This window comes from Modestobacter sp. KNN46-3 (assembly GCF_011039295.1).
The window spans coordinates 1-17,870 of the sequence record NZ_JAAKGN010000097.1 but is presented as its reverse complement, the minus strand read 5'-3'; the positions used below and the strand labels follow the sequence as shown (position 1 = coordinate 17,870).

Here is a 17,870-nt window from a genome sequence, read left to right as displayed (position 1 = left end):
GTGTTACGGCGGTCATGGCGAAAGGGAAACGCCCGGTCTCATTCCGAACCCGGAAGCTAAGCCTTTCAGCGCCGATGGTACTGCCCGGGGGACCGGGTGGGAGAGTAGGACGCCGCCGGACATAACTTCACGAAACGGGGGTCGGAGCATTGCGCTCCGGCCTCCGTTTTGTGCGTTTGTCCGCTTTCGTCGACCGACCGGACGCAGCCGCTTCAGCGGTGCGTCGGGTGGATGCGATGCCGTACAGGTGCCCCCACCGGGCGTGCGCCGTTCACCAGTGAGGTACGTAGAACACCATGACTTCTCCGCGACGAGGGCCCTCTGGCTCCGACCGTGGCCGCAGCGCCGGCGGCGCCGGTCGACCGCAGCGCCCCGCCGGGCACCGCGGGTCCCGGCCCACCGAGGGAAACCGGGGAGCTCGACCCGCAGACGGCAGCCGTGGAGCTGCCGGGGGCGGGCGATCGTCACGTGACGATCGTCCGAACGCAACAGGGGGTCCAGGAGGCGAGTGGCGTGACCGTCGTCCTGCCGGCGAGAGGTCGTCGGGTGGACGCTCGGGGGGCGGGCGCCCGCAGGGCCAGGGCCGTCCGCAGGGCCAGGGCCGTCCGCAGGGAGATCGCCCCGCGTGGCAGGACGGCCGGCCTGGTGGAGACCGGCCCCAGGGGACGGGTCGACCCCAGGGTCAAGGCCGTCCGCAGGGGGATCGTCCGGCGTGGCAGGACCGTCGTCCCAGTGGGGATCGGCCGCAGGGGCAGGGTCGTCCGCAGGGGGATCGTCCGGCGTGGCAGGACCGTCGTCCCAGTGGTGACCGGCCGCAGGGGCAGGGTCGTCCGCAGGGTGATCGTCCGGCGTGGCAGGACCGTCGTCCCAGTGGGGATCGGCCGCAGGGGCAGGGTCGTCCGCAGGGGGATCGTCCGGCGTGGCAGGACCGTCGTCCCAGTGGGGATCGGCCGCAGGGGCAGGGTCGTCCGCAGGGTGATCGTCCGGCGTGGCAGGACCGTCGTCCCAGTGGTGACCGGCCGCAGGGGCAGGGTCGTCCGCAGGGTGATCGTCCGGCGTGGCAGGACCGTCGCCCGAGTGGTGACCGGCCGCAGGGGCAGGGTCGTCCGCAGGGGGATCGTCCGCAGGGCGATCGCCCCGCGTGGCAGGACCGTCGTCCCAGTGGGGATCGGCCGCAGGGGCAGGGTCGTCCGCAGGGGGATCGTCCGGCGTGGCAGGACCGTCGCCCGGCCGGGGACCGTCCGCAGGGTGATCGGCCGGCGTGGCAGGACCGTCGCCCCAGTGGTGACCGGCCGCAGGGGCAGGGTCATCCGCAGGGTGACCGTCCCGCCTGGCAGGACCGGCGCCCCGAGGCGGACACGGCCGTGCGTCGGGCTCCTGGCCCTGCGCTGCCGGAGTGGGTGGATCCGCGGGACCTCGACCAGTCGGTCCGGTCGGCGCTGCGTGGCCTGGACTCCCGCAACGCCGACACCGTGGCTCGACACCTCGTGGCCGCCGGCGGACTGCTCGACGACGAGCCGGAGTTGGCGCTCGAGCACGCCCGCGCCGCTCGGGACCGCGCGTCCCGCATCGCTGCCGTCCGCGAGGCCGTCGGCGTAGCGGCTTACCACGCAGGCGACTACGCCGAGGCCGCCCGCGAGCTGCGGGCCTATGCCCGGATGAGCGGTGACGACAGCTATCGCGCGGTGCTGGCGGACTGTGAGCGCGCCCTGGAGCGGCCGGAGAACGCATTGCGGCTGGTCCAGGAGGCACTGGCCACCCAGCCCGGTGACGAGGAGCTCGTGGAGCTGCGGCTCGTCGAGGCCGGGGCACGCCAGGACCTGGGCGAGACGGCAGCCGCTGCGCTCGTTCTCGAGGCTGCCCTCGGCGGACGTCCGACCCCTGCGACCCTGGGCAACCCGGACCTCGGCCAGCTCCGGCTCGCCACCGCGTACGCCGAGCTGCTCGACGCCCGCGGCGAGGAGGAACTGGCCGGGGAGTGGTTCGCCGCCATCGCCGCGGCAGACCCCGACGACCTCACCGGTGTTGCGGCCCTCTTCGCGGACGAGGACGGGGACGAGGACGAGGCCACCGACGAGACCGAGGCCACCGACGAGACCGAGGCCACCGACGAGACCGAGGCCACCGACGGCCTGGCAGTCGACGGCCCGGTCGCCGACGCAGAGGTCGACGAGGACCAGCTCGATGCCGAGGAGCCCCCGGCGGAGGTCGCCGAAGCAGATCGCCCGGGTGTCGCCGCCGCCGAGATCGGCGGGGTCGAGTTCGCCGATGCCGACTTCGGTGACGTCTCGGCCGATGACATCGAGGCCGAGGTGGCCGAGCTCCTCGGCGAGACGCCGCCCCCCGTCGAGCGGGACCACACGCGCCTGTTCCAGGAGGCGCCTGGGCACGACGTCCCGGAGCAGGAGTCACCGACGGACTGAGCTCCGTCGTCCACACCGGCCAGGTGCGTCCACAGACCGTGGGCACACCTGGCCGGTGTGCTGTCCGGGCAGCGAGGCTCGCGGCATGAGCCTTGCTGTCATCGACCGGAACGACGTCGTCCTGCGCGGCCGGCTGTCCGCCCCACCCGAGCTGCGCCCGTTGCCCAGTGGCGACACCCTGCTCGTCTTCAAGCTCGTCGTCCGCCGGGACAGCCCCCGGCCCCGCGGGCCGAAGTCCGACGTGATCACCTGCGTCAGCCTGTTGCCGGCGCTCCAGCGATACGCCGCTGCCTGGACCCCGGACGACGTCGTCGAGGTGGAGGGGTCGCTGCAGCGCCGGTTCTGGCGGACCCCGACCGGCACGGCGGTCGCCTACGAGGTCACCTGCCGGCGCGGCCGCAAGGTCTCCCGGGGAACGCCGCGGGCGTCGGCCGAGCCGGCGTGAGCGGCCCCGGACCGACGACCCGGGCCGGGCCGGTCAGTGCCCGTGTGGGCGCAGCACCAGACCGGTGCGGGGCTTGGGCACGAAGAGGGTCGACTTGCGCGGCATCCGCGCCCCCGACCGGGCGACCGCCGCGACGTCGGCCGGCGACGGGGAACGCAGCAGCAGGGCCACGCCGGCCCGGTCCGCGGCCAGCCCCAACGCCTCCTCGACGTCGTGGGCGACCAGCACCGACGACGGGTCGTCCGGGCGCCCCCACAGACCGGTCAGGAGCGCAGCGTGGGCGAGGACGACGTCCAGCCGCCGCCAGGCCGTGGGCGCCTCGGCCGGCACGGCCGCCCGCATCGCCGGTGACGGCTCGGACAGCTCGGCGACCTGACTGCCGTCGGTGAGCAGGAACGTCCCGTCCGCACCGGTCTCCAGCCAGTCCGCGATCACCGGCCGGACGTCGCTGCCGGGCAGCTCGAGCTCACGGACCGCGAACCCGGCAGCCGCCGACTCCACCGCGGCCGACATCGACAGGTCGGGCACCACGCGGTGGATCGCCCGGACGCGGAGCCCGCCGGCCCCCATCGGCGTGACCAGCGCCAGCACGCTGCCCTGGCCGGCCCGGCCCCGCTGGTGGTCGCGGGCGGCCGCGAAGCGGTGGTGCCCGTCGGCGATCACCGCGGCCGTCCCGGCCAGGGCGCGGGTCAGCCGGTCCAGCACCTCGGGGTCGGTGACCCGCCACAGCCGATGGACCACCCCGTCGGGGTCGGCGACCTGCAGGGTGGGCGGGACGTCCCCGGTCTGCCGGGTGAGAGCCGCCACCTCCGGGTCGGGGTCGTGCGCGAGGACGATGGGCTCCAGATCGGTGTCCGTCGCGGCCAGCAGGGCGGCGCGCCCGGCGACGGCCGGGGGGAAGGTGTCCTCGTGCGGGAGCACGGCCACCGAACCAGCGGCCGGCAGCGTCACCGCCCCAAGCCAGCCGACCGTGGGAACGGCCCCCGGCGCGGCCATCTCGTACCGCCACAGCGCAGGCACCTCGTCGTGGACCAGCACGTCTTCGGCCAGCCAGGTGCGCAGCGTGTCCCCGGCGACGGCGGCAGACCGCTGGTCGCGCTCGGCGCGGGTCGTCTCCCGCCCCGGCAACGGCTCGACGCCGGGCAGGATCAGGCGGACGATGTTGTGCGGATCGGCGGCGGCCAGACGGTCCCGCCCCGCCGGGTTCACGAGGTCGTAGGCCGGTGAGCTCACCCGTGCCAGGTGGTCGCCGTCGTGTTCGCGGTAGGTCACGGCGCGGAACGGCCGGACGTCGAGGCCCGTCACGTCAGCGGGCGGGGCGTCCGCCGACGTCGAGGGCAGGGGGTCGTCGAGGGCACAGGTCGATCGTAGGAGTGCCCCCGCCGGGGGCCGGGAGCGGTGCCTGGCGGCACCGGCGGCGCGTGGAGCACCCGGGGGGTGCGGAGGAGGAGCTGCGGTGGCGGACCCGGGACAGCCGGACGGCGGCGTCTACGACTGGTACCAGCGAGGGCTCGACCTGCTGGGCGACGGCAACCCCGATGCTGCCGCGACCCTGCTCGACCGCGCACTGGCCGCCGAGCCCGGTTCGCGCAGCGTGCGGGAGGCCCTGGCCCGGGCCCAGTACGACGCCGGCCGGTACCGCGAGGCGATCGAGTCCTTCGGCGCGCTGATCGCGGTCGACCCCGCCGACGACTATGCCCAGTTCGGGCTGGGGCTGGCCGCCAGTCGGGCCGGGGAGCTCGATCTCGCCGCCGAACACCTCGCGCTGGCCGTGGCGATGCGTCCCGACCGAGACCACTACGCCCGGGCGTTGCGCGGCGTCCGGGCCCGGCGGGGGCCGGCGACGGAGCTGCCCTGAGGCCCGACCGCACGCCCTGCGACAGGATGACGTCGTGAGCTCCGACGCTGGGTCCAGCCCTCGCCCGACCGACACCCGTCCGCCGCTGGCCGCCGGCACCGACACCCCGCCCACCCGCGCCTACGACGTCGCCCTGCTCGACCTCGACGGCGTCGTCTACGTCGGCCCCGTTGCCGTGCCCGGGGTCCCCGCGGCCCTGCAGACCGCCCGGGACCAGGGCATGCGGCTGGGCTTCGTCACCAACAACGCCGCGCGGACGCCGGAGCAGGTGGCCGGGCACCTGACCGAACTCGGCATCCCGGCCGCACCCGACGACGTCATCACCAGCTCCCAGGCCGCCGCCTCGGTCGTGGCCGGGCTGGTCGGACCGGGCGCGCGGGTCCTGCCGGTCGGTGGCCCCGGGGTCGCGGCCGCCCTGTCGGCAGCCGGGCTGGCGGTGGTCGAGCGGGCCGAGGAGGAGCCGGCCGCCGTCGTCCAGGGCTACGGCCCGCAGGTGGGCTGGGCGCAGCTGGCCGAGGCGGTGGTGGCCGTGCGGGCCGGCGCCCGGCACGTCGCCACGAACACCGACGCGACGATCCCCTCGCCCCGCGGCGTGCTGCCCGGCAACGGTGCACTGGTCGGCGTGGTCAGCACGGTCACCGGGCAGCAGCCGCTGGTCACCGGCAAGCCCGACCCGGCGATGCACGCCGAGTGCGTCCGCCGGACCGGCGCCCACCGGCCGCTGGTGGTCGGCGACCGGCTCGACACCGACATCGAGGGTGCCCGCCGGGCCGACGCGGCCAGCCTGCTGGTGTTCTCCGGGGTGGCCACCCCGGCCGACCTGCTCGCCGCAGGCCCGGTGCACCGGCCGGACCTGCTCTCCGCCGATGCGGCCGGGCTGCTGGTCGAGCACCCGGCAGTGACCCCGGTCGAGGCCGAGGGGACCTGGCGGTGCGGCGGCTGGGAGGCCGCGGCCGACGGGGAACAGGTGACGTTGCGCGCGGTCGGGCCGGAGCGGGAGGGGGCCGACGGGCTGGACGGGTTGCGCGCTCTCGCCGTCGCGCACTGGTCGCGGCACCCCGCGGCGGGGCGGCCGGCGGTGCTGCGGGCGGGGGACGACGCGGCTGCCGGGGTGCTGGCCGGCTGGGCCCTGACCGCCGGGTGACGGCCCGGGCCGGCGGTCAGAGGAGCGAGCGCAGCCGCAGCATGTCGCGGAGGCCCGCTTCGAGCTTGATCCGGCCCGACGCCCACGCGGGTGCGAAGGACAGCTGCCCCGAGGTCAGGGCCAGCAGGTCGTCGCTGGTCATCGTCAGCCGGATGTCGGCCTTGGGCACCGCCGGCCCGTCCGGCAGCGCGGTCATGTCGTGCACCGAGCCGCGGGCCAGCCGGCCGGCGACCACCTGGTCGAGGTCGGTCAGCCGGCAGGAGACGCTGCGGTCCAGGTCCCGTGCCGCTTCCTTGGCCGCCAGCTTGCCGACGAAGTCGTCCAGGGCGGTCATGCACTCGTCCAGCGTCGCCACGTGTGGTGCCTCCTCCAGCCGGTGACCGGGCTCGTCCCGGCCGCGCGGTCGCAGCGGGACGCTACCGGCGGGGAGGACGAGCGGGCGCGGGCGGTCCGGCGCGCAGCGCGCTGTCGTTGCCGAGGGCGGGTCCACCGGCTCCTCCGGTGCACCGTCGCCGGTCGGTGCCGGCCGGTAGCCTGCCAGGTGGTCGCCGGGTCCCCGGTGACCGGCGAGCCGGCAGTTGCCGGCTCGCGGCGTCGACCGCGTGTGGAGGAGGAGCCCGTGAGCGTGCCTGGCAAGCCCCGCCCGGTCCCGCACCCCCCAGGCGGCGCCCGGCCTGCTCCGGCGCCGGCGGGCACCGGTGCAGCGGCCACGCAGGAGTCCACGGCGCGTCCCGCGGCGTCCCCGTTCGCCGACCTGGCCGGTCGGCCGGTGGCCGAGCACGTCGCGGTGTTCGAGGCCGAGCACGAGCGGCTGCAGCGCGAACTGTCCACCATCGACCAGCTCTGATGGCCCGCCGCAGCCGGCTCGACGCCGAGCTCGTGCGCCGCGGGCTGGCCCGCTCCCGGGAGGACGCCGTCGCGCTCATCGCCGAGGGCCGGGTCACCGTCGGTGGGCAGGCCGCCACCAAGCCGGCCACCGGTGTGGAGGCGGGCACGCCCGTCGTCGTCCGCACCGACCCGGACCAGCCCCGGTGGGTCTCCCGCGGCGCGCACAAGCTGATCGGCGCCCTGGACGCGTTCGGAGTGCCCGTCGAGGGCCGGCGGGCGCTGGACGCCGGGGCCTCCACCGGCGGTTTCACCGAGGTGCTGCTGAGCCGTGGCGCCCGGGAGGTCGTCGCCGTCGACGTCGGCTACGGCGAGCTCGCCTGGTCGCTGCGCACCGACGAGCGGGTCGCCGTGCACGAGCGGACCAACGTCCGCGAGCTGACCCCGGAGGCGATCGGCGGCACCACCGACCTGGTCGTGGCCGACCTGTCCTTCATCTCCTTGCGCCTGGTGCTGCCGGCCCTCACCGGCTGCGCCGGGCCCGACGCCGACCTGCTGCCGATGGTCAAGCCGCAGTTCGAGGTCGGCCGCGACCGGCTCGGCTCGGGTGGGGTCGTCCGCGACCTGGCCCACCGCGCCGACGCCGTCGCCACCGTGGCGGCGGCCGCCGCCGAGCTCGGCTGGGGCACCGCCGGGGTGGTGGCCAGCCCGTTGCCCGGCCCGGCCGGCAACGTGGAGTTCTTCCTCCGGCTCCGCCGGGACGCACCCCCACCGGACCAGGCCGACATCGACCGAGCAGTTCAGGAAGGACCACAGTGACCGAGCCCCAGCCAGGCGCATCGGCGGGCGCCGCCGACGAGGCCCGTCCGGCTCAACGGCGGGTGCTGCTGGCCGTGCACACCGGGCGCGCCGACATCGTCGGGCTCGCCCGCTCCGCTGCTGCCCGGCTCGCCGAGGCCGGCATCGTGGTCCGGCTGCTGGACGACGAGGCCGAGGCGATGGCCGTCCCCGGCGCGGAGGTCTGCCCCTTCGGGCCCGGAGCGGCGGAGGGCGTGGAGATCGTGCTGGTCTTCGGGGGCGACGGCACCTTCCTCCGGGCTGCCGAGATGGCGCGCAGCACCGATGCGGCGATCACCGGCGTCAACCTCGGCCGGGTGGGCTTCCTGGCCGAGACCGAGCCCGAGGCGGTCGAGGAGATGATCGCCGCGGTGCAGCGCTGCGAGTACGCGGTCGAGGAGCGGCTCACCCTGGAGGCCACCGTGCTGGACGCCGAGGGCCGGCCGACCGGTGAGGGCACCTGGGCGCTCAACGAGGTCTCGGTGGAGAAGGTCGAACGGTCCCGGGTGCTCGACGTCGTCCTGGAGGTCGACGGACACCCGCTGACCAGCTTCGGCTGCGACGGCATCCTCTGCGCCACGCCCACCGGATCCACCGCCTACGCCTTCTCCGCCGGTGGTCCGGTCGTGTGGCCCGACGTCGAGGCGCTGCTCTTGGTGCCGACGAACGCACACGCCCTGTTCGCCCGGCCACTGGTCACCTCACCGACCTCGGTGCTGACCATCGCCGTCCCGCCGGACGGCACCCGGGCCCGTGTGTCGGCCGACGGCCGGCGGGTCGTCGACGTGCCCGACGGCGGCCGGGTCGAGGTCCGGCGCTCCGAGCGGCCGGTCCGGATCGCCCGGATGAACCCGACTGCCTTCGGCGACCGGCTGGTCGCCAAGTTCGGGCTGCCGGTGCGGGGCTTCCGCGGCGCCCGCTCCCACGGGCCAGGCCACGAGGCGCCCGTCGGGCGCACCAACGTGCTGACCGGGGACGTCAACACCAGCGACGGCGTCCTGCGGACCGCAGAGGAGGTGGGCGGTGGCCACCCGGACGGCAAGGCGTGAGCGGTCGGCTCCGCAGCCGGAGCCCGCGCAGGCGCCGAACGGCGCGCTGTCGGAGCTGCACATCCACGGCCTGGGCTCCATCGACGACGTCACCCTGGAGTTCGGCCGCGGCCTGACCGTGGTCACCGGGGAGACCGGTGCCGGCAAGACGATGGTGGTGACCGGCCTGAGCCTGCTCTTCGGCGGTCGGGCGGACCAGGGGCGGGTCCGCGCGGGGGTGCGGGCCGGCGTCGAGGGCCGGCTGGTGCTGCCGCCGGACTCCCCGGTGTGGGCCCGCGCCGCCGACGCCGGCGCGGAGCCCGACGAGGACGGCAGTTTGATCCTGGCCCGCACGTTCAGCGCCGAGGGGCGCTCCCGGGCGCACCTGGGCGGCCGCAGCGTGCCCGTCGGCGTGGTCGCCGAGCTGGCCGAGGAGGTGCTCGCGGTGCACGGGCAGACCGACCAGCTGCGGCTGACCCGCCCCGCGGAGCAGCGGCGCGCCCTGGACCGGTACGCGGGTGCAGACCACCTGGCGCTCGTCGAGGAGCACCGCGCCGCGCACGGGATCTGGCGCCGGCTGGCCGACGACCTGGACCGCCGTCGCGGCCAGGCCAGGGAGCTCGCCCAGGCCGCCGACGTGCTGCGGCACGGCCTGGAGGAGATCGCCGCGGTGGCGCCCGAGCCGGGTGAGGACGTCGACCTCGACACCCTGGCCAAGCGGCTCGGCGACGCCGATGCGCTGCGTTCGGTCGCCGACACCGCCCGGCTGGCGCTGGTCGGGGACGTCACGGGCGACCTCGGCGGCGACGGCGACCTGCCGCAGGACGCCACCAGCGCGCTGGCCACGGCCGAGCGGGCGCTGGCCGGTTCCGACGACCCCACCCTGGTCCTGGTCGCCCAGGACCTGGCCGACGCCGTGGCCGTGGTCTCCGACGTCGGCGTGCAGCTGGCCAGCTACGTCGCCGACCTGGACGCCGACCCGGCGCGGCTGGCCGAGGTGCTCGACCGCCGCGCGGCGCTGACCGCGCTGGTCCGCAAGTACGCCGACGCGGGGGAAGGGCTGGCCGGGGTGCTGGCCTGGTCCGCCGACGCAGCCGACCGGCTGTCCCAGCTCGACGTCTCCGACGAGGCGCTGGCGACGCTGGAGGCCGAACGGGACGCCGCCCGCGCAGAGCTGGTGGCGCTGTCCGTCCGGGTCACCGCCGGCCGTCAGGCCGCGGCGGAGGGCTTCGCCGCCGAGGTGGGGGAGGAGTTGGCCGGGCTGGCGATGAAGAACGCGCAGGTGTCCTTCCGGATCGACACCGACGTCGACCAGCCCGGACCGGACGGCGCCGACGAGGTCGTCCTGCTGCTGTCACCGCACCCGGGCGCACCGGCCCGCCCGGTGCACAAGGGCGCCTCCGGCGGTGAGCTGTCCCGGGTGATGCTGGCCATCGAGGTGGTGTTCGCCGGCGCCGATCCGGTGCCGGTGATGGTCTTCGACGAGGTCGACGCCGGGGTGGGCGGTCAGGCGGCCGGGGAGATCGGCCGGCGGCTGGCCCGGCTCGCCCGCGAGCACCAGGTCGTCGTGGTCACCCACCTGGCCCAGGTCGCCGCCTTCGCCGACACCCACCTGGTGGTGGACAAGTCGCCGGACACCGCCCTGGGCGTCACGGCCACCGACATCCGGGCGGTGCGGGACGAGGACCGGGTGCGGGAGCTGGCCCGGATGCTGTCCGGTCTGGCCGACAGCGACACCGGCCAGGCCCACGCCCGGGAACTGCTCGCCGTCGCCGCCGAACGAGGCCGCTGACCCCCGGCCCCCGGACGAGGGAGCCGGGTGGCCCCGTCCAGGAGCTCGCGAGGAGTGCGGAGGACGGGGCCCTTCCTCAGGGGCGCTTGGCGTACCCGGCCAGGCCGAACTGCAGCAGCGCGAGCCCGCGGCGGCCGCGGGCGCGCAGCTCGGTCACCAGCTCGGGGCCGGACGCGCCGGCCAGCACCCGGTCCCGAGCGGCTTCCAGCAGCGCCGAGTACAGCCCCAGGACGGCGTTCGCGGCCAGCCACGGCTCCAGGTCGCCGGCGGCGGCGCGCGTCTCCAGGGTGATCTGCTCGGCGAGGGTGTCGGTCAGCGCGCCGAGGATCTCCCGTTCCCGGGCCTGCAGCGTCCGGCTGCCGCGGATGATCCGGGCCATCTCGGCGACGCCCTCGGCCGCCGCGGGGGACCCCAGCTGGCTCACCGCGGCGACGACGAAGCCACCGGCCGCAGCTGCGGCCGACTCCCCGGCCGGGCGCCGGCGGACGGCGTCCAGCAGCGCCGCGCGCATCGGCGGGTCGGCCTCGAAGACCAGCCCCTCCTTGACCGGGAAGTGGTTGAAGACGGTCTTCTCCACGACGCCGGCGCGCTGGGCGATCTCGATCACGCTGACGTGGTCGAAGCCCCGTTCGGCGAACAGCTCGGCCGCCGCGTCGACGATGGCCTCCCGGGTGCGCAGGCGCCGCTGCTCGCGCAGGTTCGGGCCGCGCCGTTCCCGGCGACGGGCCCGCCGGCCGGGGCCGGCGGCGTCCGCGGGCTCGGCGGCGCCCGCCGGCTGGGGGTCGCTCCCGGTCGGGCCGGCGGCGTCCTCCACCGGCTCGGCCGGCAGCCGTGCGGTCGTGTTCGGGGCCACCGCTGTCGAGGCCACCGCTGTCGGGGCCACCGCTGCCGGAGGCGCCGTGGCGGCGGGCACCGGCGGTCGGGACGGCAACGGCACCACCCGGGCGGACGGCGGTTCCGCGGCCCCGGGCGGGACGCTCGCCGGGTCGCCGGCGACGGTGCTGGTGGGCTCGACGTCCGGCGCGGCGGCGTCGTCGGCGAGCAGGTCGGTCGCTGTACTCCGGCGCGCGGAGGCCCCTGCAGTCACAGCAGTCACGCTAGTGACGGGCCGGTCCCGTCCCCGGGCAGCGACACCCGGTCATCGGCACGGCGAGTCGACCGGAACCCGGTGTCGCTCACTGACCGTGAGCAGTCGGCTGCGCTCGCGCGTCGGGAGGGAGGGGTCCGACCGCCCCATGGGAGCATCGAACCCATGCGCATCGGCACCCTGCGGCGCGGACGGTCGTCCGACACGGCTCCCGGCGTGACCGGCACCGTCCGCGTCGACCGGCGGACCAAGAACCTGACCAAGCGGCTCCGGCCGGGCGAGATCGCCGTGCTCGACCACCTGGACATCGACCGGGTGAGCGCCGACTCGCTCGTGGCGGGCAAGGTCGCCGCCGTCGTCAACGCCTCGCCGAGCATCTCCGGCCGGTACCCCAACCTCGGCCCCGGGATCCTGGTCGAGGCGGGCATCCCGCTGGTCGACGGGGTGGGCAAGGAGGTCCTCACCCAGCTCAAGGAGGGCACCGAGGTCCGGCTGGAGGGCAACCGGCTCTACGCCGGTGACACGGTCGTGGCCGAGGGCGTCGAGCAGACGCCGGAGACCATCGCGGTGGCGATGGCCGAGGCCCGCGCCGGGCTGTCGGACCAGTTGGAGGCCTTCGCCGCCAACACCATGGAGTACATGAAGCGCGAACGCGCGCTGCTGCTCGACGGGGTGGGCGTCCCCGACGTCACCACCCGGATCGAGGGCCGGCACGTGCTGGTCGTCGTCCGGGGCTACGACTACAAGGAGGACCTGCAGGCCCTCCGCCCCTACATCCGGGACTACCGCCCGGTGCTCATCGGCGTGGACGGCGGCGCCGACGCGCTCAAGGAGGCCGGCTACCAGCCGGACATGATCATCGGCGACATGGACTCGGTCAGCGACTCCGTGCTCCGCTGCGGCGCCGAGGTGGTCGTGCACGCCTACCCCGACGGCCGGGCTCCCGGTCTGCAGCGGGTCACCGACCTCGGGGTCGAGGCCATCACCTTCCCGGCCGCGGCCACCAGCGAGGACATCGCCATGCTGCTGGCCGACGAGAAGGGCGCGACGCTGATCGTCGCCGTCGGCACCCACGCCACGCTGGTGGAGTTCCTGGACAAGGGCCGCGGCGGCATGGCCTCGACCTTCCTCACCCGGCTGCGGCTGGGCGGGAAGCTCGTCGACGCCAAGGGGGTCAGCCGGCTGTACCGCAGCCGGATCTCCACCCTGGCGCTCGTCCTGCTCGTGCTGGCCGCCCTGCTGTCGATCACCGCCGCGCTCGCCGTGTCCACCGCCGGCCGCGTCTATCTCGACCTGCTCATCGACCAATGGGACAGCTTCGTGTTCTGGTTGGAGAACCTCTTCTCGTGATCGACTTCCGTTACCACCTGGTCTCCCTGATCGCGGTCTTCCTGGCCGTGGCCCTGGGGATCGTCATCGGCACCACGCAGCTGAACGGACCGGTGTTGACGAACCTGCAGAGCCAGGTGACCGCCCTCCAGGAGGACAAGCGGCTGCTGGAGGACGAGACCCGCCTGCTGCAGACCCAACTGGACCAGGTCGGCGACTTCGAGGAGGCGGTCGGCCCGGCCCTGGTCGCCGGCACCCTCATCGACCGCAGCGTGCTGCTGGTCGTCGGCAGCGAGGAGGTCCCGACCGAGGTCGTCGAGGGGGTCACTGCGCTGATCGGCAGCGCGGGGGCCACCGTCACCGGCACGATCCGGCTGCCCGCCGGCTACGGCGATCCGGCCAACCAGTCCAGCCTGCGCAGCTACCTGTCCGGTCCCGGGCTGCCGCCCGGGGTCACCCCGGCGGAGACCGACGACACCGGGGAGCTGCTGGCCGACGTGCTGGCCGACGTGCTGATGGTGCCGGGGGTGGGCAGCGAGGACACCGGTGTCGTCCCCGACGCCGCCGCCACCGCCTCGGTGCTGGCCGGGCTGGAGGAGCTGGAGGTGCTCAGCCGGGACACGTCCTCGGTGAGCCCGGCCGACTTCGCCGTCCTGCTGACCGCGGGCACCGCCTCCGGTGACGACGCCGGTGACCGCACCACCGCCCTGGTGCAGCTGGCCACCGCGCTGGACGCCCAGGGCTCCGGCGCCGTCATCGCCGGTGACCTGGCGTCGGTCGAGGACGGCGGCCTGGTCGGTGCGGTCCGCGCGGACCGGCCGGTCTCCGACGGGCTGTCGACCATCGACAACGTGGACACCCCGGCGGGCCGGATCAGCGCGGTGCTGGCCCTGGTCGCCGAGTCGACGGGTGTCTCGGGTCAGTACGGCATCGGCGAGAGCACCCAGCCCGTGCCCACGCCCGTCTCGTGACGGGAGCAGCGGGCCGTCGCACGGCCCTGGCGGCCGGGGCCGCCCTGACCGCCCGGGCCGGGCTGGCCGGCGCCGACGCGCTGACCGCCCGCCCGGCGGGGGCGCGCTGGGGGCGCACCAACTACGCCGGGCGCCCGGTGACGCTGCTGGGTGGCCCGGTGCTGGCCGCCGCGGCGACCGGATCGGCGGTGCTCGGTGCCCCGGCGGGCCAGCGAGCCGCGGCCGCCGTCGTCGGTGCCGTCGCCGGTGCGGTCGGTGGCTACGACGACCTGGCGGGCGCCCGGCCGGAGCAGGCCCGGGACAAGGGACTGGCCGGCCACCTGGCCGCACTGCGGGCGGGTCGGGTGTCGGCGGGGGCGGTGAAGGTCGCCGGGATCGGTGCCGCCGCCGCGGTCGCCGCCGTGCTGACGCGCCGTGGCAGCGGGGTGTCGGCCGTCGTCGACGGCGTCCTGACCACCGGCCTGGTCGCCGGGACGGCGAACCTGGTCAACCTGCTCGACCTGCGTCCCGGCCGGGCCGCGAAGGCCGCCGTGCTGCTGTCCGCGGCGACCGTGGGTGGCCCCGCCGGTGGGCTGGTCGCCGGCCCGCTGGGTGCCAGCCTGGCCGTGCTGCCTGCGGACCTCGGTGAGCGCGTGATGCTCGGCGACTGCGGGGCCAACGCCGTCGGCGCGCTCCTCGGCCTGCGGCTCGCCGCGCTGCCGGGCCGGGGCTCCCGGGCCGGCCTGCTCGGTGTGGTCACCGCGCTCACCCTGGCCAGCGAGAAGATCAGCTTCACCCGGGTCATCGAGTCGACCCCCGGCCTGCGGGAGCTCGACCGGCTCGGCCGCCGCACGGCGTGACGGTCGGGCAGCACCCCGGGGGCCGTGCTCCCGGGCGGGTCCGACGATGACGAGCACCGCCCGCCGTCGAGTCGTGCAGGGCGCGGCCGGGGCGGCGCTGCTGATCTCGGTGCTCACCCTGCTGGCCCGGCTGGCCGGGTTCGGGCGCACCGTCGTCTTCACCAACGCCGTCGGAGCCGACAGCACCGCGGACACCTACCTCGCGGCGAACTACGTGCCGAACATCGTCTTCGAGGTGGTCGCCGGCGGCGCACTGGCCAGCCTCGTCGTGCCGATGCTCGCCGGTGGGATCGCCGTGGGGGACCGGGAGCAGGTGCGCCGCACCGCCGGTGCGCTGCTGGGCTGGGCGCTGCTGGTGCTGGTGCCGCTGGCCGCGCTGCTCGCCCTCTTCGCCCGGCCGATCGCCGGTGCGCTGCTCGGGGACGACCCGGCTGAGGTCGACCTGGCCGCCCGCTTCCTGGTCGTCTTCGCCCCGCAGGTGGCCCTCTACGGCATCGCGGTCGTGCTGACCGGCGTCCTGCAGGCGCACCGCCGCTTCGCCGGGCCCGCGCTGGCGCCGCTGCTGTCCACCCTGGTGGTCGCCTCCGCCTACCTGCTGTTCGCCGGCCTCGACGGCAGCCGCACCGTGGGCGGGCTGTCCACCACCGCCGAACTGGTGCTCGGGGTGGGGACGACGTTGGGTGTCGTCGCGCTCGCGGCGTCCCTGCTGGTGCCGCTGCGCGGGTTGCGGCTGGGGCTGCGGCCCTCGCTGCGCTTCCCGGTCGGGGCGGCGCCCCGCGTGCGCCGGCTGGCGCTGGCCGGGGTGCTCACCCTCGCCGGCCAGCAGCTGGTGGCCGTGGTGGCGATCTGGCTGACCGCCGGGGCGCCCAACGGCACCCTAGTCGCCTACTTCGCCGGGATGACGGTCTTCCTGCTGCCGTGGGCCGCGCTCGCCGTGCCGTTGGCCACCTCGGTCTACCCGGGGCTCACCGAACGGGCCGCGGTCGGGGACGAGGAGGGGTACCGGCGGACGCTGGCGCCGGCCGTCGTCCTCACCGTGGTGAGCAGTGCGGTGGCGGCGGCGGGCCTGGTCGCGGTCTCCGGTCCGATGGCCCGGGTGTTCCTGGCCGCCCCGGAGAACGTCGGCGCTGCGGCCGCGCTCCAGTCGACGATCGCCGCCTTCGCCCCGGGCCTGGTGGGCTACGGGCTGGTCGCGCTGCTCTCGCGGGCCCTGTACGCCCGGGGGTCGTGGCGCTCGCCGACGGTCTGCGTGGTCGGTGGCTGGCTGGTGGCCGTCGCCGCGGACCTGGTGCTGGCCGCGGTGCTGCCCCCGGCCGACCGCGCGCTCGCGCTGGGCGCCGGGCACAGCATCGGGGTCACCGTGGCCGGCATCGCGCTGCTGGTCGTGGTGGCCCGCCAGGCCGGCGCCGGCGCCCTGACCGGCGTGGCCCGCACCGGTGGGCCGGCGCTGCTGGGCGGCGGGCTCGCGGGTGCGGCCGGGCTGCTCACCGCCCGGGCACTGGGCGCCGACCCGGTGCCCGGGGACGGCGTGCTCGCCGCGGTCGGCATCGGGCTGGCGGCCGGCGGGGTCGTGCTGGTGGTCGCCGCGGCGGTCATGATGGGGACCTCCCGGCGGCCGTTGACCGCGGCCGTGCAGGGCCTGCGGGGGGCCGACGCACCAGGAGGGGACCGATGACCGACGAGCCTCTCCTGACCGGACGCCGGATCGCGGAGGTGCTGGCCACCAGCACCGGCGGCGTCGGCACCCACCTGCGCTCGGTGCTGTCCGCGCTGGCCCGCTCGGGCGCGGCCGTGCGGGTCTGCGGCCCGCAGGCCACCGAGGAGCTGTTCGGCTTCACCGCCAGCGGCGCGGACTTCCGTCCGGTGGGCATCTCCGCAGGGCTCGACCCGGTGGCCGACCTGCGCGCCGTCCACGCCCTGCGCCGGGCCACCGCGGGGGCGGACCTGGTGCACGCCCACGGGCTGCGGGCCGGGCTGGTCGCCGCGGCGGCCCGTGCACTGGCCGGGCAGCGTCGTCGGCCGTTGGTGCTCACGCTGCACAACGCGCTGCCCGAGGGCGGCGGCCTCCGCCGCCGCGTGCTGCAGGCCGCCGAGCGGGCAACCGTCCGCGGCGCCGACGTGGTGCTGGCCGCGTCCGGGGACCTGGCCGACAACGCCCGCCGGCTCGGCGCCCGGGACGTGCGGGTCGCCCCGGTCTCCGCCCCGCCGCTGGGGCCCGCCCGGCGGGACCGTCGCGAGGTGCGGCGCGAGCTCGGGCTCGACGACGACCGCCGGCCCCTGGTCGTCGCCATCGGCCGGCTGCACCCGCAGAAGGGGTACGACTCGCTGCTGGACGCCGTCGGCCGGTGGTCGGCGGACCCTCGGCTGCGCCCGGCACCGCTGGTGGCCATCGCCGGGGACGGTCCGCTGTCCGACGAGCTCTCCCGGCGCATCGCCGCCGAGGGGCTGCCGGTGACGCTGCTCGGGCGGCGCACCGACGTCGCCGACCTGCTCGGCGCCGCGGACGCGTGCGTGCTGCCCTCGGTCTGGGAGGCGCGCTCGCTGACCGCCCAGGAGGCGCTGCGGGCCGGGACGCCGCTGGTCGCCACGGCCGTCGGCGGGATCCCCGAGCTGGTCGGGGACGCCGCTGAGCTGGTGCCCGCCGGCGACGCCGCGGCCCTGGCCGAGACCGTCGCCCGGGTGCTCACCGACCCCGCCGAGATCGCCCGGCTGGGGGCCGCCGGACCACGTCAGGCGGCGACCTGGCCCGACGAGGCGGCCACCGCGGCCGCCCTGGTCGAGCTCTACCGGGAGCTGCTCGGACCGCCCGAGAGCCGACGATGAGCGGGCCGGCGGGGCGGGGGTGGGGCGCCCTCGCGCGGCTGCTCCCGGCAACCCTGGCCGTGGTGGCGCTGCTCGGCGGACTGCTCGCGGGCACCACCGGCCCGGCGGCGGCCGCCACCGCCGGGGGACCGTGGTCGGCCACCCGGGTGGTGGACGTCGGGGTCGCCGGGCTGACCTGGTCGGACCTGGACCCCGAGCGCACCCCCGAGCTGTGGGCGCTGGCCGAGGAGTCGGCCATCGGTGCGCTGTCGGTGCGGGCCGCCCGACCCACCACCTGCCTGCTGGACGGCTGGGCCACCCTGGGGGCGGGCAACCGGGCCCGCTACCCGGGCCCGGTGGAGCCGGTCCCCCCGGTGCCGGTGCCGAGCGTCCCGCTCCCGGAGGACGACGCGGTCGCGAACGGCGCCGACGACGGCTCGGCCGCGGTGCAGGCGGACACCCGGCTGTCCTGGTGCGGGCTGGAGGAGCA

Annotated in this window: 16 protein-coding genes, 1 rRNA gene and 1 pseudogene; 15 read left to right on the top strand and 3 right to left on the bottom strand. The window is 76.5% G+C overall.

Going from position 1 to position 17,870, the window contains the following annotated elements; genetic code table 11:
* The first annotated feature begins 4 nt into the window (after window positions 1-4).
* From rrf to G5C62_RS18030, 3 genes are all read left to right on the top strand, one after another.
* A 5S ribosomal RNA gene (rrf, locus tag G5C62_RS18045) occupies window positions 5-121 on the top strand.
* Window positions 122-1,400: 1,279 nt separating this feature from the next.
* Window positions 1,401-2,423 carry a lipopolysaccharide assembly protein LapB gene (locus G5C62_RS18035; protein ID WP_164702105.1) on the top strand — a complete coding sequence of 341 codons (1,023 nt, stop codon included), beginning with the start codon at window positions 1,401-1,403 and terminating at the stop codon, window positions 2,421-2,423.
* A gap of 85 nt (window positions 2,424-2,508) precedes the next feature.
* Window positions 2,509-2,868, top strand: coding sequence for a single-stranded DNA-binding protein (locus tag G5C62_RS18030; RefSeq protein ID WP_036341277.1), 360 nt, complete (start codon window positions 2,509-2,511; stop codon window positions 2,866-2,868).
* Between the two features lie 33 nt (window positions 2,869-2,901).
* On the opposite strand, the gene G5C62_RS18025 is transcribed toward G5C62_RS18030, so the two are convergent.
* On the bottom strand, window positions 2,902-4,173 hold the full coding sequence (locus tag G5C62_RS18025) for a DUF1015 family protein (protein WP_241175968.1): 1,272 nt from the start codon (window positions 4,171-4,173) through the stop codon (window positions 2,902-2,904).
* A 151-nt stretch (window positions 4,174-4,324) separates the two neighbouring features.
* Between G5C62_RS18025 and G5C62_RS18020 the strand changes: the two genes are divergently transcribed.
* Together G5C62_RS18020 and G5C62_RS18015 are read left to right on the top strand one after the other, a co-directional pair.
* On the top strand, window positions 4,325-4,726 hold the full coding sequence (locus G5C62_RS18020; protein WP_164702112.1) for a lipopolysaccharide assembly protein LapB: 402 nt from the start codon (window positions 4,325-4,327) through the stop codon (window positions 4,724-4,726).
* A gap of 34 nt (window positions 4,727-4,760) precedes the next feature.
* Window positions 4,761-5,870 carry an HAD-IIA family hydrolase gene (locus tag G5C62_RS18015; RefSeq protein WP_206330710.1) on the top strand — a complete coding sequence of 370 codons (1,110 nt, stop codon included), beginning with the start codon at window positions 4,761-4,763 and terminating at the stop codon, window positions 5,868-5,870.
* A 16-nt stretch (window positions 5,871-5,886) separates the two neighbouring features.
* Here the strand turns inward: G5C62_RS18015 and G5C62_RS18010 are convergent, their stop codons facing one another.
* The gene (locus tag G5C62_RS18010) at window positions 5,887-6,225 is read right to left on the bottom strand and encodes an alkyl sulfatase C-terminal domain-containing protein (protein WP_036341266.1); all 339 of its coding nucleotides are present in this window, start codon (window positions 6,223-6,225) and stop codon (window positions 5,887-5,889) included.
* 264 nt (window positions 6,226-6,489) lie between these two features.
* On the opposite strand from G5C62_RS18010, the gene G5C62_RS18005 reads away from it, so the two are divergent.
* The 4 genes from G5C62_RS18005 to recN are packed head-to-tail and all read left to right on the top strand — an operon-like array spanning window position 6,490 to window position 10,352.
* Window positions 6,490-6,717, top strand: a complete 228-nt coding sequence (locus G5C62_RS18005; protein ID WP_156119354.1) for a hypothetical protein — start codon at window positions 6,490-6,492, stop codon at window positions 6,715-6,717.
* Complete coding sequence (locus tag G5C62_RS18000; RefSeq protein WP_164702111.1) at window positions 6,717-7,514, top strand: TlyA family RNA methyltransferase; 798 nt, start codon at window positions 6,717-6,719, stop codon at window positions 7,512-7,514. Before G5C62_RS18005 ends, G5C62_RS18000 begins: the two co-directional genes overlap by 1 nt.
* Complete coding sequence (locus G5C62_RS17995) at window positions 7,511-8,581, top strand: NAD kinase (protein WP_206330709.1); 1,071 nt, start codon at window positions 7,511-7,513, stop codon at window positions 8,579-8,581. The genes G5C62_RS18000 and G5C62_RS17995 overlap by 4 nt, the downstream gene beginning before the upstream one ends.
* Window positions 8,556-10,352, top strand: coding sequence for a DNA repair protein RecN (recN, locus tag G5C62_RS17990; RefSeq protein WP_164702110.1), 1,797 nt, complete (start codon window positions 8,556-8,558; stop codon window positions 10,350-10,352). The genes G5C62_RS17995 and recN overlap by 26 nt, the downstream gene beginning before the upstream one ends.
* 76 nt (window positions 10,353-10,428) lie before the next feature.
* Here the strand turns inward: recN and G5C62_RS17985 are convergent, their stop codons facing one another.
* Window positions 10,429-11,439 carry a TetR/AcrR family transcriptional regulator gene (locus G5C62_RS17985; RefSeq protein ID WP_164702109.1) on the bottom strand — a complete coding sequence of 337 codons (1,011 nt, stop codon included), beginning with the start codon at window positions 11,437-11,439 and terminating at the stop codon, window positions 10,429-10,431.
* A gap of 165 nt (window positions 11,440-11,604) precedes the next feature.
* On the opposite strand from G5C62_RS17985, the gene steA reads away from it, so the two are divergent.
* The 6 genes and pseudogenes from steA to G5C62_RS17955 form a co-directional block, all read left to right on the top strand.
* Window positions 11,605-12,789, top strand: coding sequence for a putative cytokinetic ring protein SteA (steA, locus tag G5C62_RS17980; protein WP_164702108.1), 1,185 nt, complete (start codon window positions 11,605-11,607; stop codon window positions 12,787-12,789).
* Window positions 12,786-13,739, top strand: a complete 954-nt coding sequence (locus G5C62_RS17975) for a copper transporter (protein ID WP_164702107.1) — start codon at window positions 12,786-12,788, stop codon at window positions 13,737-13,739. The genes steA and G5C62_RS17975 overlap by 4 nt, the downstream gene beginning before the upstream one ends.
* Complete coding sequence (locus tag G5C62_RS17970; RefSeq protein ID WP_241175967.1) at window positions 13,736-14,578, top strand: hypothetical protein; 843 nt, start codon at window positions 13,736-13,738, stop codon at window positions 14,576-14,578. The genes G5C62_RS17975 and G5C62_RS17970 overlap by 4 nt, the downstream gene beginning before the upstream one ends.
* A 46-nt stretch (window positions 14,579-14,624) precedes the next feature.
* Window positions 14,625-16,253 carry a murein biosynthesis integral membrane protein MurJ gene (locus tag G5C62_RS17965; RefSeq protein WP_164702106.1) on the top strand — a complete coding sequence of 543 codons (1,629 nt, stop codon included), beginning with the start codon at window positions 14,625-14,627 and terminating at the stop codon, window positions 16,251-16,253.
* Window positions 16,250-17,401, top strand: coding sequence for a glycosyltransferase family 4 protein (locus tag G5C62_RS17960; RefSeq protein WP_036339744.1), 1,152 nt, complete (start codon window positions 16,250-16,252; stop codon window positions 17,399-17,401). The genes G5C62_RS17965 and G5C62_RS17960 overlap by 4 nt, the downstream gene beginning before the upstream one ends.
* A pseudogene (locus tag G5C62_RS17955) lies at window positions 17,398-17,870 on the top strand (hypothetical protein); the annotation flags it as partial. The gene G5C62_RS17960 and the pseudogene G5C62_RS17955, both read left to right, overlap by 4 nt.

Excerpts from the sequence above, each read along its gene's own strand:
- G5C62_RS18000 (WP_164702111.1), top strand. The coding sequence starts at position 6,717 with ATGGCCCGCCGCAGCCGGCTCGACGCCGAGCTCGTGCGCCGCGGGCTG.
- G5C62_RS17965 (WP_164702106.1), top strand. The coding sequence starts at position 14,625 with ATGACGAGCACCGCCCGCCGTCGAGTCGTGCAGGGCGCGGCCGGGGCG.
- G5C62_RS18030 (WP_036341277.1), top strand. The coding sequence starts at position 2,509 with ATGAGCCTTGCTGTCATCGACCGGAACGACGTCGTCCTGCGCGGCCGG.
- steA (WP_164702108.1), top strand. The coding sequence starts at position 11,605 with ATGCGCATCGGCACCCTGCGGCGCGGACGGTCGTCCGACACGGCTCCC.
- G5C62_RS17960 (WP_036339744.1), top strand. The coding sequence starts at position 16,250 with ATGACCGACGAGCCTCTCCTGACCGGACGCCGGATCGCGGAGGTGCTG.